Origin of the sequence: Methylobacterium sp. WL120, assembly GCF_008039465.1 — a bacterium.
GTDB lineage: Bacteria > Pseudomonadota > Alphaproteobacteria > Rhizobiales > Beijerinckiaceae > Methylobacterium > Methylobacterium cerastii.
Genome location: NZ_VRUT01000029.1, coordinates 20,779 through 38,492, shown reverse-complemented (window position 1 = coordinate 38,492; position 17,714 = coordinate 20,779). Strand labels below are relative to the sequence as shown.

Genomic DNA, 17,714 nt, shown 5'->3' with positions numbered 1-17,714 from the left:
GCGGCCGCCCGCGCCGCCTCCCAGCCGCGGCCGGATTCGGGGGCGGGCGGCGGCGCGCGCTCGACCCGCACCTTCGACAGCGCCTCGACCCGGAACCGGGTGTGTGGCGCGTCCAGGGTGATGCCCACGGTCTCGATGCCGAACGTGTCGCGCCGGATCACCGCGGTGGCCGGGCTCGGGTCGATCGTCACCACGCTCTCGATCACCGACTGGCCCTCGCCCTCGGCGGGCTTCAGGCGCAGCGAGCAGCGCGCGAAGCTCACGGGCTTCGCGTAGGTGTAGGTGGTGACGTGGCGCAGCGTGTAGATCACGCCAGCCCCGCCAGCTTCTCGGGCCGCAGGGCGTGGGGTCCGTTGGGGAAGTAGCGGCCGGCGATGGTGTCGGCGAGCCGCTCCAGGTCGTCCTCGATCCGCGTCAGCCCGACGACGTCGAAGTCGGCGGCCTCGCCGCTGCGGAGCGCCGCCACGATCCGTGCGGCCAGCCGGCAATGCGGCTCGGGGATGCCGTCGGCCGAAAGCGCCGGCAGCTCGGCCAGGTGCCGGCCGATCGCCTCCGCCTGGAAGGCGACCGAGCGCGGGTTGTAGGGGTCGAGGAGCACCATGTCGCGCACGGGGTCGAGGGCCACGCCCTGCATGTAGCGCGCGCCGTAGGTGACCTGCGAATCGGTGAGCGACAGCAGCACGCCGAGGCAGTCGGCCCCGGCCTCGTCGTGGGCGAAGGCCAGGGTGAAGGCGCTGGTGTTGATCGCCCGCTCGATCCGCCGCCCGAGGTCGACGAAGTGCCATCCGGCGGCGCGGTTCATGTTCTCGTGCGTCAGCCCGGAGAGCGCCGCGATGTGGCTCAGCGCCCGCTCGGCCCGCCCGAGCAGCTGCGATTCGGTGAACGCGCGGGCGGCGTCGAGGGAGAGCAGGTCGATCAGGTCGGCGAGCACCCGCCACGCCTCGCCCGAGAGCCGGGCGCGCAGGGTCGCCGCGTTGGTGCGCGCCGAGATCACGTGGGCGCGGGCGGAGCCGTGGACCTCGCGCCCGACCAGGGCCTCCTGCGCCAGAGCCGCGGTCGGCATGTCAGCGGACCGGGTCGCGCCCCATTCCTCCAGCAGCGCGCGGATGCGCAAGGCGGTGGGGGCCTCGGTGTCGCCCGAGATGTCGGTGACGACGGCGTCGCCCACGCTGCGCAGATGCGCCAGCGTCAGGCGGATCACCGCCTCCGCGCGCTCGACGTAGCGGCCGAACCAGAACAGGCTGTCGGCCGCCCGCGAGGGCAGGTGACCGGAGATGCGCCGCACCCGCGGCGTGGCCTGCTGCCCGAGATGCCGGACGTCGACCGGGTTCTCGGAGAGGATCCAGACGTCGGCCGAGCGGATGCCGAGGCGCATCTCGATCGGGTCGACGTTCTCGCGTTCTGAGACGCGACAGAAGCCGCCCGGCATCACCCGCCAGCCGTCGGGGGTGCGGGCCGCGAAGACGCGGAGCGCGAAGGGGCGGGGGACGAGGTGCAGGCCCCGGTCGGTCCGCTCCCAGGCCGGCATGGTCGAGAGCGGGCCGAGGTCCTGGCCCACGAAGTCGAACGGCCGGTCCCGGAAGGCCGCGAGCACCCGCTCGCGTTCGGCCGCGAGCGCCTGCGGCCCGAGGATCGCGTCGCGCCCCGCCCCGCGCTGCGGCGTGGCGGCCGGGCGCAGCGTCATCGCGTCGAGGTTGTCCCGGACGTGGGCGAGCCCGGCGGGATCGCCGCACCACCAGGCCGGCGGGCTCTTCAGCTTCAGGCCCTCGCCGAGGAGGCGCTGGGCGATGCCGTCGAGATAGGGGCTGAGGGCCGCCGACTCGACCACGCCGGAGCCCGGCATGTTGGCCATCACCAGGCTGCCGTTGCGCAAGGCCTCGATCACCCCGGGGATGCCGAGCCGCGAGGCCGGGTTGAGCTCCAGCGGATCGAGGAAGTCGCCGTCGATCCGGCGCCAGACCGCGTCGGCCCGCTTCAGGCCGGAGACGGTGCGCACGTGCAGGCACCCGTCCTGCATGACGAGGTCGTCGCCCTCGACGAGCATCAGGCCGAGATAGCGCGCGAGCGCGGCCTGCTCGACGTAGGTGCTGCTGTAGGGGCCCGACGTCAGCAGGCAGATGCGCGGGTCCGAGCGCGCGGCGCCGGACGCCAGGCCCTCGCGGAACGCCTGGAAGAAGGCGGGGAAGCGCTCGACCTGCAGGCTTTCGAGCACGTCCGGGAAGGTGCGGCCGAGCACCATCCGGTTCTCCAGGGCGTAGCCGAGGCCGGAGGGCGCCTGCGTCCGGTCGGCCAGCACCCGCCACGCCCCGTCCGGCCCGCGGCCGATGTCGGCGGCGTAGAGCTTGAGCCAGCGCCCGCCGGGGGGCGAGACCCCCTGCAGCGGGCGCAGGAACTCGGGGCTGCCGGCGACCACCGCCGCGGGCAGCAGGCCGTCGGCGACGAGGCGGCCCGGCCCGTAGACGTCGGCGAGGACCGCCTCCATCAGCTCGGCCCGCTGGATCAGCCCGGCGCTCAAGCTCCGCCACTCGGCCGCCTCGATCACCAGCGGCAGCGAGCCCAGCGGCCAGGCATGCTCGCGCTGGTCGCCGTAGATGCGGAACGAGATGCCGGTGTCGCGGATGTGGCGCTCGGCCGAGACGAAGCGGGCCATGATCTCGGGCTCGGAGAGCCGCGCGAGCCGTTCCAGCAGCCGGGGCCACGCGCCGCGCGGGCGACCGTCGGCGTCGCGGTACTCGTCCGGGCGTCCGGGCTCGGGCCGATAGCCGTCGGTCCAGCGGGCGAGCCGATCGGGCTCGTCCGCCGCGTCCGGCCCGGTCGCCGCCTGATACCCCGCCGTGACCTGTGCCGCCCCCAGCGTCGAGCTCATGTCGGTTTCGGCGTTCTCAGGTCGAGGGTGTGGGGGAATTCGGGGTTGGTCTCGGGCGCCGGCATCGCGACCTTGCCCGGCGTGTGGCCGTGGGCCTGGAAGCGGGCCAGCCGCCGCCCCTCCGCCTCGTAGGTGTTGACCGGATGGGTCTCGTAGTTGCGCCCGCCCGGATGGGCGACGTGATAGCGGCAGCCGCCGAGCGAGCGCCCGCTCCAGCTGTCGAGGATGTCGAAGGTCAGCGGCGAGTGGGCGGGGATCGTCGGGTGCAGCGACGAGGCCGGTTGCCACGCCTTGAACCGCAGGCCCGCCACCGCTTCGCCGTTCGTGCCGGTGCCGGTCATCGGCAGGCGCCGGCCGTTGCAGGCGATGACGTGGCGGCCGGGCACGAAGCCCTCGACCTTGACCTGCAGGCGCTCCACCGAGCTGTCGACGAAGCGGACGGTGCCGGCACTGGTCCCCTCCTCGCCCATCACGTGCCACGGTTCCAGCGCCTGACGGAGCTCGAGCTTCACGCCGCCATGCTCGACCCGGCCGAAGACGGGGAAGCGGAACGCGGCCTGCGCCTCGAAGGCCGTGGGGTCGAAGTCGTAGCCCGCGGCCCGCAGATCCTCCAGCACGTCGAGGAAGTCGGCCCAGAGGAAATGCGGGAGCATGAAGCGATCGTGTAGGCCCGTGCCCCAGCGGACACAGCCGCCGACCTGCGGCTCGCGCCACAGCCACGCCACCAGCGCCCGCAGCAGCAATTGCTGCGCGAGGCTCATGCGCGGGTCCGGCGGCATCTCGAAGGCGCGGAACTCGAGCAGGCCGAGCCGCCCGGTCGGCCCGTCGGGCGAGTACAGCTTGTCGATGCAGATCTCGGAGCGGTGGGTGTTGCCGGTGACGTCCACGAGGATGTTGCGGAACACCCGGTCGACGAGCCAGCGCGGGATGTTGGGCTCGTCCGGCCCCGGCACCTGCGCCAGCGCGATCTCCAGCTCGTAGAGGCCGTCGTGGCGGGCCTCGTCCATGCGCGGGGCCTGGCTCGTCGGGCCGATGTAGAGGCCCGAGAACAGGTACGAGAGCGCCGGGTGGCGCTGCCAGTACAGCACCAGGCTCTTCAGGAGGTCGGGCCGGCGCAGGAACGGCGAGTCGTCGGGCGTCGCGCCGCCCATCACCACGTGGTTGCCGCCGCCCGTCCCGGTGTGGCGCCCGTCCACCATGAACTTTTCCGCGCCGAGCCGCGTCTGCCGCGCGTCGGCGTAGAGGTCGGTGGTGATCGCCACCGCCTCGCGCCAGGAGGTCGCCGGGTGGACGTTGATCTCGATCACGCCCGGGTCGGGGGTGACCTTGATGACGTTGAGGCGCGGGTCGAAGGGCGGCTCGTAGCCCTCGACGTGAATCGCCAGCCCGAGCTTGTCCGCCGCCGCCTCGAGCACGCCGATCAGCTCGAGGTACTCGTCGGCGCGCTGGGTCGGGGGCATGAACACCCGCAGCGTCCCGTCGCGCGGCTCGACGGCGAGCGCGGTGCGCACTGCGACGCCGGTGATGCCGCCGCCGTTGACGGCCGCCTTCCCTGCCTCCTTGCCCGGCCCCTCGCCCGGATGTCCCTCGCCCGGATGTCCCTCGGGCAGGGTATCGCGCGGCTCCAGCGGGTCCTGCGGCTGGTAATAGGGGTAGTGCTCCGGCGGCACGTGCGGGAGCGAGCCGAGCGGCAGGCGGAATCCGAGCGGCGAGTCGCCGGGCACCAGGAAGGCCTGGCCTCGCCGGAAGGCCCAGGCCTCCGAGATCCAGACCCGGTCGGAATCGCCGTCCTTGCCGGTGGGCAGGCTCGCGAGCGGCAGGACGAAGCCGGCCGGATTGCCGAGCCCCCGCTCGTAGACGCGGCTGATGCGCGAATCGAACTCCACCGAGCCGCTCTTGGCCTCCTGCGTCGTCACGTTGACGGGAAGCTCGGCGGTCTTCTCCTCCCAGTGCGCCGGGTCCTCGTAGGCCGGCATCACGTAGTCGCCCAGGCCGAAATGCCCGGCGACCGCGTCGATCAGCTTGCGCGCGGCGTCGGCGTCGGCCGACTTCGGGGCGTCCTCCCGCGCGATCAGGTCGGCGTCGCGCCAGATCGGGCGGCCGTCGCGGCGCCAGTAGAGCGCGAAGGCCCAGCGCGGCAGGCTCTCGCCCGGATACCACTTGCCCTGGCCGTAATGCAGCATGCCGCCCGGCGCGAAGCGGTCGCGCAGGCGCCGGATCAGCTGGTCGGCCAGCCCCCGCTTCGACGGGCCGACGGCGGCGATGTTCCACTCGGGCGCCTCGAAGTCGTCGATCGAGACGAAGGTCGGCTCGCCGCCCATGGTCAGGCGCACGTCCTGGGCGACGAGGTCGGCGTCGACCCGGTCGCCGAGCGCGTCCATGGCGGCCCAGACCGCGTCCGAGAACGGCTTGGTGATCCGCGGGCTCTCCTCGACCCGGGTCACGGTCATCTCGAAGCCGAACTCGACCTTGGCCGGCTCGGCCAGCCCCGAGATCGGCGCAGCCGAATGGTAGTGCGGGGTGGCGGCGAGCGGGATGTGCCCTTCCCCGCAGAGCAGGCCGGAGGTGGCGTCGAGGCCGATCCAGCCCGCTCCCGGCAGGTAGACCTCGGCCCAGGCGTGCAGGTCGGTGAAGTCGGTCTTGGTGCCCTCGGGGCCGTCGACGGCGGTGGTGTCGGGCACGAGCTGGATCAGGTAGCCCGAGACGAAGCGGGCGGCGAAGCCGATCCGGCGCAGTACCTGGACGAGGAGCCAGCCGGAATCGCGGCACGAGCCGCTCTTCAGTGTCAGGGTCTCGGCCGGCGTCTGGACGCCCGGCTCCATGCGGACGCCGTAGGCGACCTCGCGGCTGATCTGCGCGTTCAGCGCCACGAGGAACAGCACGGTGTTCGGCTCGGCCGGCAGGCGCGTCAGGAAGTCGTCGATCTCGGGCCCCTGCGCGTCGTCGAGGACGCGGTAGGGCGCGAGCTCGGCGACGAGGTCCGGGGCGTAGGCGAAGGGGCGGGTCTGCGCGTAGTCCTCGACGAAGAAGTCGAACGGGTTGATCACCGACATGTCGGCGGTGAGGTCGACCTCGATCTTCAGCTCGCTGGTCTTCTCCGGGAAGACCAGCCGGGCGAGCCAGTTCCCGTTCGGGTCCTGCTGCCAGTTCACGAAGTGGTTCTCCGGGGTCACCTTGAGGGTGTAGGAGGGGATCTTCGTGCGGGCATGCGGCGCCGGCCGCAGGCGGATCACCTGGGGACCGAGCGCGATCGGCCGGTCGTAGGTGTAGTGGGTGACGTGGTGCAGGGCGGCTTTGATCGACACGGGCACTCTCGTCTGGGCGAAGCAGGTGGCGGCCGGACCGAATCCGGCGGTGCCCTCGTCTTCGCCTTATGCGGCAAAGGGGGGGAGGCAAGCAATTTCCATGCGGCCTCCGGCTCCCTGCGGCGCGCCGCGTGAATTCCGCTCCGCCCGCCTCTTCGCCCGCCTCTTCGCCCGCCTCTTCGCCTGCCCCTTCGCACGCCCCTTCGCCCGCCCGGGGAACTTTGCCGGGCAAGCCCGTTTGATGCGGCGAGGGCGGGCCGCCTGCCTGCGCTCGCCGACATCTGACGACGACGCCTTCGACGACAGGGTGCTTGCCCGCCTCGGGCGCCGGGACCCGCCATGAAAATCTTCCAGTGCCAAGCCTGCGACCAGCCGCTCACGTTCGAGAGCACGGCCTGCGACAGCTGCCAGCGGCGCCTCGGCTACGTCTGCGAGGTGCACGAGATCTCGGCGCTGGAGCCGTCCGGGCAATCGGCCCATCCGGGCTCGGGCGCGGCGCAGACCTTCCACGCCTACGCACGCCCCGGGCCGCGCTACCGGTTCTGCGCCAACGCCCGGCACGCCGCCTGCAACTGGCTCGTCCCAGACGACGCGCCCGAGACGTTCTGCGTCACCTGTCGCCACAACCGCGTGGTGCCCGACCTGACGCTCGCCTGGAACCTGACCCGCTGGCGCCAGGTGGAGGCGGCCAAGCACCGGCTGTTCTACTCGCTGCTGCGCCTCGACCTGCCGCTGGCGACGCGGGCCGCCTACACCGACGGGCTCGCCTTCGACTTCCTCGTCGACCCGTCCGAGAGCTTCCTGATCGGGCCGCCGGTGCTGACGGGCCACCTCAACGGCCTGATCAGCATGAACATCGCCGAGGCCGACGACGTCGAGCGCGAGCGGCGCCGGATCCGCTTCGGCGAGCATTACCGCACCCTGCTCGGGCACTTCCGTCACGAGATCGGGCATTACTTCTGGTACCTGCTCGTCCAGAACAGCCCGCACCTGTGGACGTTCCGCAACTTGTTCGGCGACGAGAGCCTGAACTACGTCGGCGCCCTGCAGACCCACTACGCCCACGGCGCCCCGAGCGATTGGGAGGAATCCTACGTCTCGGCCTACGCCACCAGCCACCCGTGGGAGGACTTCGCCGAGACCTGGGCGCACTACCTGCACATCGTCGACACGGTGGAGACCGCATCCACCTTCGCGCTGCAGCTGCGGCCGCAGCTGCGCCGGGGGCCGAGCGAGCCGGTGGTGATCGACTTCGACCCCTATCGCACCCCCGACCTCGACAAGCTGATCGCGGCGTGGCTGCCCCTCACCTACGCGGTGAACTCGCTCTCGCGCAGCATGGGCCAGCCGGACCTCTACCCGTTCCGCCTGACGCCCGCGGTGATCGCCAAGCTCGCCTTCGTCCACGAGCGCATCTACGCGGTGCGCGGCGACATGGGTCCCCAGGCCGGCGCCGAGGCGGGCGCCGACATCCTGCGCGCGGTGATCGCGGGGTTGCGCCAGAAGGTGGCGGTGCCGAACGCGTGAGCGCTGCGGGCACCCTGCGTCCGGCCGCAGCGAAGGGCCGTCTTCCTCAGGCGGATTTCGCCGCCCGGTCCGCCTTGAACGCCGCGTGCTCGGCGAGCAGGTCGCCCGACAGCGCCTTGGCGATCAGCGCGCGGGTCTCGGCCACGCCGTAGAGCGCCACGAACGAGCCGAAGCGCGGGCCGCGGGCCTCGCCGAACAGCACGTTGTAGATCGTGGTGAACCACGCCTGCGACACGCCGGGCCGCCCGTCCGGGCTCTTGCCCTTGCCCGATAGGTCCGGGAAATGCCGCCGGCCGACCTCGTAGACCACCGCCTGGAGGCCTTCCGGATCGGTCGAGCCGTCGTGCTCGGCGAGCGACGCGGAGAGGTCCTCGAGGGCTGCGCGCTCCTCCGGGCTCGGCGCGCGGTAGCTCTTGGCCGGGCGCACGAAATCGCGAAAGTACGCCAGCGCATGGCCGACGAGCCGGTCGAGGCCGGGATGGGTGTCGGGTCCGACGTCGGCGGCATAGCGGCGGATGAAGCCCCAGAGCACCCCCGGCTCCTCGGCGTTGGCCACCGCCACGAGGTTGAGCAGCATCGCGAAGCTCACGCCGCCCTTGGCCCCGCCTTCCGCGCCCTCCCCGATCCGCTCCGGCGCGGGCGGGTTTCCGGCATGGATGTGCCAGACCGGGTTGCCCAGGCGCAGCTTGGCGTCCTGCCCGGCGTAGCGCTCGGAGAAGTTCAGGACCTCGTCGACGTGCCGCGGGATCACGTCGAAGAACAGCCGCTTGGCCTCGCGCGGCTTGTTGTACATGAACAGGCTCAGGCTCTCGGGCGTGCCGTAGGCGAGCCAGTCGTCGATCGTGAGCCCGTTGCCCTTCGACTTCGAGATCTTCTGGCCCTTCTCGTCGAGGAACAGCTCGTAGTTGAAGCCTTCCGGCGGCTCGCCGTCGAGCGCCCGGGCGATCTGCCCGGAGAGCTTCACCGAGTCGATCAGGTCCTTGCCCGCCATCTCGTAGTCGATGCCGAGCGCCACCCAGCGCATCGCCCAGTCGGGCTTCCATTGCAGCTTGGCGTGGCCGCCGGTGATCGGCGTCTCGTAGGCCTCGCCCGTCTTCGGGTCGCGCCAGGCGAGCGTCCCCTTGTCGGCATGCACCGCGTCGATCACCACCTGCATCACTTCCCCCGTCACCGGGTGAAGCGGCAGGAACGGCGAGTACGAGGCCGAGCGCTCGGCGCGCAGCGACGGCAGCATGATCGCCATCACCGCGTCGTAGCGCTCCGCGACCCGCATCAGGGCCTCGTCGAACGCACCGGAGCGGTAGCACGCGGTGGCCGAGCGGAACTCGTAGTCGAAGCCGAAGGCGTCGAGGAAGCGGCGCAGCTCCGCGTTGTTGTGCGCGCCGAAGCTGTCATGCGTCCCGAACGGATCGGGCACCCGGGTCAGCGGCTGGTTGAGGTGGCCGGCCAGCATCGCGCGCTCGGGCACGTTGTCGGGCACCTTGCGCAGGCCGTCCATGTCGTCGGAGAACGCGATCAGCCGGGTCGGCACGGCGTCCTTCGTCAGGACCCTGAAGGCGTGGCGGACCATCGAGGTCCGCGCCACCTCGCCGAAGGTGCCGATATGCGGCAGGCCCGACGGGCCGTAGCCGGTCTCGAACAGCACCTCGTGCTTGGGCCGGCGCTCCAGCCGCGCCACGAGCTTGCGCGCCTCCTCGAACGGCCAGGCGGCGGCGTGGGCTGCGGCCTCGATCAGGTCGGGGTCGAGGTGGAGAGGCGCGGACATGGGCTTCGAGACGCTTCGCGTGTGACATGGGGTTTTTGCGGGTGCGGCACCCTAGAGCATTTTCGAGCGAGGGGGATGCCGGCTCGCGTGAAGAAAATGCAATCCTGCAACAAGTGAGAATATTTTCGGTGATGCAAAGATCACTGAAAATGCTCTCGTGCGGTTTACCGCGATGCGAAATCCGAAAAGGACCAGAACGCAGGGCGCGAAGAGCGCACTGCGGAGCGAAAGCCCAAGCCCAAACCCGCGGAGGCGGGCGCCGGCGATCGAGGCGTCAGGAACACAGGGCCGGCGCTTTCGAGCGATGGCCCTGAATCAGAACGGGCTCACGGGGAAGAACCGCAGGTACAGCTCGGTGTACTTCCCGTCGTCCCACACCCGCTGGAGCGCGTCGTCCAGCGCCCGCGACAGGGCCGCGTCCTCCTGTCGGGTGATCAGCCCGATGCCTTCGCCGAAGTAGCGGTTCTCCAGGTAGTCGCCGCCGGTCAGGGCGCAGCAATTGCCCGCCTCCAGGCCGCCGACCCAGAGGGCGAGGCCGAGCCCGTCGGCGAAGACGTAGTCGGCCTCGCCGCGCTTCACCGCGCCCTCGGCGGAGGCGAGGTCGGAAAACGGCTTCGCCTCGGCCTTGGGAAAGAACGCCTGGAGGTAGGCGGCGTGGGCGCTGCCGCCGACCACCGCCACCGACTTGCCCGCCAGCGCGCCCGCCGAGGGAACCGGCAGGCCGCGGTCGACGCGGGCGGCGAAGCGCGCCGGCCACCGGAAATAGGGCCGCGTCGCGGCGAACGTCGCCCGCAGCGTCGGCGTCAGCGGGATCGCGGCGGCGACGACGTCGCCCTGCTTCTCGGTCAGGCCGTCGAGGAGGGTGTCGAAGCGCCGGGCCTGCACGGTGCAGGTGATCGCCAGCTTCTCGCAGACCGCGCGGGCCAGCTCCACCACGAAGCCGGTCGGGTTCCCGTCGGGGCCGGCGAAGTGCAGCGGCGGGAACTCGTCGTCGGTCAGGAAGCGCACGGCCCGGCCGGTCTGCGGCGCCTCGACCCGCTCGCCGCGGCTGCGCGGGTTCCAGAAGTTGGGCACCGTCACCGCCGCGGGCGCTTGCGGGGCGGCAACGGGCTGGGCGCCGGCCCGCGGCATCGCGGCGGCGCAGGCGAAGAGCGCTAAGAGAATAGTCTTTGAAAAGGACATCGTCCTTGCACCCTGAGCGCGCGCGCCTATGATCGCGGAGCGCCGACGGCGCGATGGGGAGGGGGGCCGGCTCACGTCCTCGCCTTAGCACGTCCCGGAGCCGACGGCAGCCGGCGCCCCGTGTCGTTCCTCCGCTTCCTCGGCCCCTCCCCCGGCCCACCGGCTTTGCCGCCGGAGATCGCGTTCCTGGCGGACGCGGGCGTCGATCCAGAGCTGCTGCGTCGCGCCGCGGATTTGGCCGAGGCGAGCGGGACCGACGCGGCGACCGCCCTTCTGCGCGCCGGGCTGATGGACGAGGAACCGTATTACCGGGCCCTCGCCCAAGCCCTCGAGGCCGAGTACCTCGACGGGCCGATCCCGCTCGGCATGGGCGCGCGCTTCCCCGACAGCCTGTCGCTCGGCATGGCGCCGCTGGTGCTGGGGGCGGGCGCCCCGGCGGTGCTGGCGCCGCGCGGGCGGCAGATCGCCGAACTGCTCGCCGGGCGCAGTCCGCGCGGGCGGATGCCTGCGGTGACGAGCCCGACGCGCCTGCGCGCGGCCCTGTTCGCGGCGATGCCGAAAGCCATCGCCGAGTACGCCGCCGACGACCTGGAAGCGAAGGCGCCGGGTTGGGCCTTCGGCACCCGGCCGCTCGGGCCGGGTCTGGCGCTCGCCGCCCTGATCGCCTGCGCCGGCACCCTGGCTTTCGAGGCTTTGCCGCCGATCCTCGCACTGATCCTGGTCGTGGCGGCGCAGACGCTGTTCCTGGCGATGGCGATCTTCCGCGTCGGAGCCCTGTTCATCCCCTCCCCGACCGTGCCGCCACCAGTCGTCGCGCCCTTGAACGACCGCGACCTGCCGACGTACACCGTCCTCGTGGCGCTCTATCGCGAGGCCCGCGTGGTGCCGCGCCTCGTCTCGGCGCTGGCCCGGTTCGACTACCCGTTGGCCAAGCTCGACCTGAAGTTCGTCGTCGAGGCGGACGATGCCGGCACTATCGCCGCCCTCGCGCGGATCCCGCTGCCCGCCCGCTTCGAGGTGATCGCGGTTCCCGACGGCCGGCCGCGGACGAAGCCGCGGGCGCTCAACGTCGCCCTGCCTCTCGCCCGCGGCGAGCTGCTCGTGGTCTACGACGCCGAGGACGTGCCCGATCCGGGCCAGCTGCGCCTCGCCGCCGAGATCTTTGCGCGGGCGCCCGCCAGCACCGCCTGCCTGCAGGGCCGCCTGGTGATCGACAACCCGGAGGATTCCTGGATCGCCCGGTGCTTCGCCCTGGAATATGCCGGCCTGTTCGACGTGCTGAACCCGGCGCTGGCGCACTGGCACCTGCCGATGCCGCTCGGGGGAACCTCGATGCACATCCGCACCGCGGTGCTGCGCGAGCTGCACGGCTGGGACGCGCGCAACGTCACCGAGGACGCCGACCTCGGGATGCGGCTGGCCTGCGCCGGCTACCACGTCGGCGACCTGCCGAGCGCGACGATTGAGGAGGCACCGATCGTGCTGCGGGCCTGGCTGCACCAGCGCGTCCGCTGGATGAAGGGGTTCCTGCAGACCACCGTCACCCACGGCCGCAACCCCATCGAAACCTATCGGCGCCTCGGGCGCCTCGACACGCTCTGCGCCGCGACGCTGATTCCCGGCGCGGTCGCCTCCGCGCTGGTCTGCCCGGTCTTCCTCGTCTGGGCGTGCGCCGACTTCCTGCTCTTCGAGATTCCGGTCGCAACCGAGTTTTGGCGCAACCTCCCCATCGGCGTCGCGATCACCCTGTTCCTGTCGGGCATCACGGCCCTGATCCTGCCGCCGGCGCTCGGATGCATCCGCCGGGGCTGGTGGGACCTCCTGTGGTTCTTGCCGGTGATGCCGTTCTACTTCGCCCTGGTGAGCGTCGCCGCGTGGCTCGCGGTGATCGAGTTCGTCCGCGCGCCCTCGCAGTGGAACAAGACGGAGCACGGGCTGTCACGCACCTCGCGCAGCGGCGTGCTGCGTCCGCGACGCCCGGCGGCGTGAGGCCGGGCCGCTGGGGGCGGCCGATCAGATCCGCTTGGCCAGTTCCGCCGCCGTCTCGTCGGCCGGGCGCATCAGGTTGAGCGCGCCGAGGAAGCGGTTCTTGCCGTCCATCACGTAGACCAGGGCGGTGTGCTCCATCGTGTAGTCGCCGTCCCTGCCGGGCACCTTGCGGCTGTAGGCGCGATAAGCCTTCACAGCCGCCGCCACCTGGGCCGGGCTGCCGGTGAGCCCGGTGATCCGCGGATCGAAGCTCGACAGGTAGGCCTTGAGGCTCGCCGGCGTGTCCCGCTCCGGGTCGACGGTGATGAAGGCGACCTTCATTGCCTTGGCCTTCGGCCCGAGCGCCGCCAGCACGTCCGAGATCTGCTGCAGGGTCGTCGGGCAGATGTCGGGGCAGTGAGTGAAGCCGAAGAACACGAGGTGCGTCGCGCCGGCGAAGTCGGCCTCGGTGACCGCCTTCCCGTCCTGATCCACTAGCGTGAACGGCCCGCCGACGCTTGAAGCCGCTACCTCCGTCCGTTCCGGCATCAGCGTGAACACGGCCGCGGCCGTGAGCCCGACGAAGCCGAGCACGAAGGCGATGATGGGCAGGAGGGCGCGGCGCATGGAGGTGACCTTCTCGCGAAGGCCGCTGGAACAGCATGGGCGGGAGCGGGTGGCAAGGTCGGGGCACTTGAAAGGCCCCGGCGCTTTGCCTCAGGCCTCGGTGTCCGTCGCCCCGGTCGTCCGCCCGGACGCCGGCGCGCCAACTGATCGCCGACCGTGCGCCGCCTCGACCGGCGCGGTCAGGACGCGACGGAGCCCGCCGCCTCGAACGGCGTCGGCAAGGCCACGTCGTCGCGGGCCGTCGAGGCCTTGGTATGACGCAGGGCTTCGCCGACCATCAGGATCGCCGGACCGTCCAGGCCTGCCGCGTCCGCGCGGTCGGCAAGGTCGAAGGCCGTGCCCGTCACAACCTGCTGATCGGGGCGGGTGGCGTTGAAGGTCAGGAGCGCCGGCGTCGCGGGCGCGAGGCCTTCGGCGACTGCGCGCTCCAGCAGCACCCGCAGGGTGCGCTTGGGCATGTAGACCACGGTGGTGACCGAGGGGTCGGCCAGCGCCCCCCAGTTCAGGTCGTCTGGCAGCGCGCCGCGGCGGTCGTGCCCGGTGACGTATTGCAGGCGGCGCGCCGCGTCGCGGTGGGTGAGCGAGACGCCGAGGGAGGCCGCCGCACCCTGCGCCGCGCTGATCCCCGGCACCACGGCGACGGGGATGCCGGCCTGCCGGCAGGCCTCGATCTCCTCGCCGGCGCGGCCGAAGATCAGCGGGTCGCCGGACTTGAGGCGCACCACCTGCTTGCCGGACTTGGCGAGCGAGACCATCAGCGCGTTGATGTCGTCCTGGCGGCAGGACGGCCCATGGCCGGTCTTGCCCACCAGCATCGTGCGCGCCTCGCGGCGGGCGTAATCCAGGATCTCGGGGGCGACGAGGTCATCGTAGAGGATCACGTCGGCGTTGCGTAAGGAACGCAGCGCCTTCAACGTCAGCAGCTCGGCGTCGCCCGGCCCGGCGCCGACGAGCGTCACCGCCCCGCCCTTGGGCGCGGATTCGGTCTGCGCGAGCAGCCGTTCGAGGTCCGCGTCCGTCGGCGCCCGGTCCGGCTCGGCGAAGGCCAGATCCGAGAACCGTTCCCAGAAGCCGCGGCGCTCGGCAAAGCCGTGGAAGCGCGCGATGACACCCTCGCGCCAGTCCCGCGCCGCAGCGACCCAGCGCGAAAACCCGCGCGGCAGCATCGCTTCGATGCGCGCCCGCACGGTCTGCCCGAAGACCGGCACCGCGCCTTCCGTCGAGATGCCGACCACCAAGGGCGACCGGTTGACGATGGCGCCGAACTTCACGTCGCAGAGATGCGGCCGGTCGACGGCGTTGACGATGGCGCCGGTGCCGCGCGCGGCGGCGACGAAGGCAACGCACTCGGCCTCGTCCTCCATCGCGCCGATGCAGAAGGCCGAGCCCCACAAGTCGTCCGGCGCCCAGGCGCGCTCGTGTAGGGTCACGCTGCCGGCGACGACCTCGCCCGGCACGCTTCGCATCTCTTCGCTCGGCTCCGCCGCGTAGACGTCGACGTGGGCGCCGGCGGCGGCGAGCAGCTTCACCTTCCAGGGCGCGCCGCCGTTCGAGCCGGCCAGCACCGCGCGCTTGCCCTGCAGCGGCACGAAGACCGGGAGGACGGCGAGGGGTTCGAGGCCGGCGCGGGTCTCGCGCGGCTGGCGGGGCGTGCTCATGAGGGTCGGCTTGGATCTCGTCTGGGTCACGGACGAACCTGATGCTACGCGGCGTCGCGCGCAAGCGCCTCGGGCAGCAGCTTGCGGATCTCAGGGATGCACGAGCCGCAATTCGTGCCGGCCTTGCAGGCCGCGCCCACCGCCTCGACGGAGCCCGCGCCGCCCGTGATGGCCGCCGTGATGACGTCGAGCCCGACCCCGTGGCAGGCGCAGACCACCGGTCCCGCGCCGGCGGTGGCGGCGCGGCCCGAGAGCAGGGCGCGGCGCTCGGCCGCGCCGGGCACCGCCTCCGCGAACAGGGCCTTGGCCGCCTCCCAGTCGGGCCGGCCCGCCTCGGGACCGAGCGCGAGGCAGGCGACGAGGCGCTTGCCGTCGTAGACCGCGCAGCGGTAGCGGCCGCGGGCGTGGTCGGCGTATTCGGCGAGCTCCAGCCCCTGGAACAGGCCGCGCATCAGCAGCATGGCCTCCCGCGATCCCTCCCGCGTGGCGAATTGCAGGCCCGAGCCGCCGCCGATCGCCGCCCGCGCCCACCACCACCCGGCCGGCGTCGTCACCGGGTCGCGGCTGAGCAGAAAGCCCCGCGAACGGTAAGAGGCCGCCGCGATCGCCGCCGGCGTTGCCTTCAGCTCAGGCTGGCCCGAAAGCGGATCGGGCACGCCCCGGACCAGCGCCCCGACGCGGGCCATCGAGGCGTTCGAATCGTTCCAGTGCATCGGCATGAACAGGGTGCCGGGCGCCACCGCCTCGGTGACGATCACCTCCAGCTCGGCCGCGCCGTGCGCGGTCGAGACCCGAGCGAGGCCGCCCTCGGCGAGATTCGCGGCGGTGGCGTCGCGGGGGTGGACCTGGACGAAGGGCACCGGGCGGTGGGCCGAGAGCCGCTGGCTCTTCCCTGTCCGCGTCATCGTGTGCCAGTGGTCGCGCACGCGCCCGGTGTTCAGCACGAACGGCATCGTTTCGCTCGTGGCCTGGGCCAGCGCCGGCGCCTGCACCGCGACAAAGCGGGCGCGCTTGTCGAAGGTGAAGAAGCGTCCGTCCGAAAACAGCCGCGCCTTCGTGCCGCCGCGCTTCGTCAGGGGCCACTGCACCGGCAGGTTCGTCTCGTAGGCGGCGTCGCCGATGTCGGCGAGTGCGCCGATGTCGAAGTCGCGGGTGCCGTTGTTCTCGAAGGCCGACAGCGCAGCATGCTGGCGGAACACCGCCGCCGCCGAGGTGAAGCCAAAGGCGGCGCCGTGGCCGAGGCGGCGCCCGACGTCGGCGAGCACCGCCCAGTCCGGCCGCGCTTCGCCCGGCGCCTTGAGGAAGCGGCGCTGGCGCGTGATCCGGCGCTCGGAATTCGTGACGGTGCCGTCCTTCTCGCCCCAGGCGAGGGCCGGCAACAGCACGGTCTTCTTGGCCGTCGCGCGGGCGGTGTCGGAATCGGCCATCACCTCTGAGACGACGAGCAGGTCGATGCCCTTCAGGGCGTCCTTGATCACGTCGGCCTGCGGCATCGAGACCAGCGGGTTGGTCCCCATCACCCAGAGCGCCTTGATCTTGCCGCGTGCGATCGCGTCGAACAAAGCCACCGCCTTCATCCCCTCGCCGGTGATGAGGTTCGGCGCGTTCCAGAAGCGGCGGACCTTGTCGACCTCCTCGGGTGCGAAGTGCATGTGGGCGGCCAGCATGTTGGCCAAGCCCCCGACCTCGCGCCCGCCCATGGCGTTGGGCTGGCCGGTGAGCGAGAACGGCCCCGCCCCCGGCTGCCCGATGCGGCCGGTGGCGAGGTGGCAGTTGATGATGGCGTTGCCCTTGTCGGTGCCCTGTGCCGACTGGTTGGCCCCTTGCGAGAAGGCGGTGACGACGCGATTCGTGCCGGCGAACAGGTCGAAGAAGGCGGACACGTCCGCCTCCGACAGGCCGGTCGCCGCGGCGGTGGCGGCCGGCGTCGGCGCGATGGCGCGCGCCCGCTCGAGCGCGCCGTCGTAGCCGGAGGTGTGGTCGGCCACGAAGCGGGCGTCGCAGGCGCCGACCCGGTCGAGATGCACCAGCAGCCCCGAGAACAGGGCGCTGTCGGTGCCGGGCCGGAGGCCGAGGAACAGGTCGGCCTCCTCGGCGGTCTCGGTCCGGCGCGGGTCGACCACGATCAGCCTGGTGCCGCGCGCCGTGCGCGCGTCCACCATCCGGCGGAATAGGATCGGATGGCACCAGGCGGTGTTGGAGCCGACCAGCACGATCACGTCGGCCTCGTCGAGGTCCTCGTAGCAGCCGGGCACGGTGTCGGAGCCGAAGGCGCGGCGGTGCGCGGCGACCGCGCTCGACATGCACAGGCGCGAGTTGGTGTCGACGTGCGGCGTGCCGATGAAGCCCTTCGCGAGCTTGTTGGCGACGTAGTAATCCTCGGTGAGCAATTGCCCGGAGAGGTAGAAGGCGATCGCGTCCGGCCCGTGCTTCTCGGCCGTGCGGCGGAAGGCGCCGGCGACCGTGCCCAGCGCCGATTCCCAAGACGCCCGCACGCCGTCGACGTGCGGATGCAGCAGGCGGTTCTCCAGGCCCAGCGTCTCGCCGAGCGCCGAGCCCTTGGAGCACAGGCGGCCGAAATTGGCCGGATGCGCGGTGTCCCCGGCGATCCCGGCGCCGCCCGTCCCGTCCGGCGTCGCGATCACGCCGCAGCCGACCCCGCAATAGGGGCAGGTGGTCCGAACCGCTGCAGCCTGGCTCGAGACCTTGGGCTCCGGCACGTGCACGGTCATGGCAAGGTCCTCGTGGTTTCGACGTCTTGGTGGTTTTGACGTCGGCCGGCGCGGCGGAGGGCAGCAAGAGTCGGGCCGGGCATT

Annotated in this window: 10 protein-coding genes; 2 read left to right on the top strand and 8 right to left on the bottom strand. The window is 72.1% G+C overall.

Annotated elements, in window-relative coordinates:
* The 3 genes from FV229_RS08310 to FV229_RS08300 form a co-directional block, all read right to left on the bottom strand.
* Positions 1-311: transglutaminase N-terminal domain-containing protein (locus FV229_RS08310; protein WP_281406702.1), on the bottom strand; the 311-nt coding region annotated here is incomplete at its 3' end.
* Entirely contained in the window at positions 308-2,866 is a 2,559-nt protein-coding gene (locus tag FV229_RS08305; RefSeq protein ID WP_147751514.1) for a circularly permuted type 2 ATP-grasp protein, read from the bottom strand. The genes FV229_RS08310 and FV229_RS08305, both read right to left, overlap by 4 nt.
* Positions 2,863-6,171, bottom strand: coding sequence for a transglutaminase family protein (locus tag FV229_RS08300; protein WP_147751513.1), 3,309 nt, complete (start codon positions 6,169-6,171; stop codon positions 2,863-2,865). The genes FV229_RS08305 and FV229_RS08300 overlap by 4 nt, the downstream gene beginning before the upstream one ends.
* Positions 6,172-6,510: 339 nt before the next feature.
* On the opposite strand from FV229_RS08300, the gene FV229_RS08295 reads away from it, so the two are divergent.
* Complete coding sequence (locus FV229_RS08295) at positions 6,511-7,698, top strand: putative zinc-binding peptidase (RefSeq protein WP_147751512.1); 1,188 nt, start codon at positions 6,511-6,513, stop codon at positions 7,696-7,698.
* A 46-nt stretch (positions 7,699-7,744) separates the two neighbouring features.
* Here FV229_RS08295 and FV229_RS08290 read toward each other — a convergent pair whose 3' ends face one another.
* Both FV229_RS08290 and FV229_RS08285 read right to left on the bottom strand, forming a co-directional pair.
* Positions 7,745-9,463, bottom strand: a complete 1,719-nt coding sequence (locus FV229_RS08290; protein ID WP_147751511.1) for a lysine--tRNA ligase — start codon at positions 9,461-9,463, stop codon at positions 7,745-7,747.
* Between the two features lie 315 nt (positions 9,464-9,778).
* On the bottom strand, positions 9,779-10,594 hold the full coding sequence (locus FV229_RS08285) for a transporter substrate-binding domain-containing protein (protein WP_246688106.1): 816 nt from the start codon (positions 10,592-10,594) through the stop codon (positions 9,779-9,781).
* A 171-nt stretch (positions 10,595-10,765) separates the two neighbouring features.
* Here FV229_RS08285 and FV229_RS08280 point away from each other — a divergent pair, with 171 nt between their 5' ends.
* Complete coding sequence (locus tag FV229_RS08280) at positions 10,766-12,634, top strand: glycosyltransferase (RefSeq protein WP_147751509.1); 1,869 nt, start codon at positions 10,766-10,768, stop codon at positions 12,632-12,634.
* Between the two features lie 24 nt (positions 12,635-12,658).
* On the opposite strand, the gene FV229_RS08275 is transcribed toward FV229_RS08280, so the two are convergent.
* The 3 genes from FV229_RS08275 to FV229_RS08265 form a co-directional block, all read right to left on the bottom strand.
* Positions 12,659-13,240, bottom strand: a complete 582-nt coding sequence (locus FV229_RS08275; protein ID WP_147751508.1) for an SCO family protein — start codon at positions 13,238-13,240, stop codon at positions 12,659-12,661.
* A gap of 179 nt (positions 13,241-13,419) precedes the next feature.
* On the bottom strand, positions 13,420-14,898 hold the full coding sequence (gene cysG / locus FV229_RS08270; RefSeq protein WP_147751507.1) for a siroheme synthase CysG: 1,479 nt from the start codon (positions 14,896-14,898) through the stop codon (positions 13,420-13,422).
* A gap of 44 nt (positions 14,899-14,942) precedes the next feature.
* Positions 14,943-17,630, bottom strand: coding sequence for a nitrate reductase (locus tag FV229_RS08265; protein WP_147751506.1), 2,688 nt, complete (start codon positions 17,628-17,630; stop codon positions 14,943-14,945).
* Positions 17,631-17,714 lie beyond the last annotated feature (84 nt).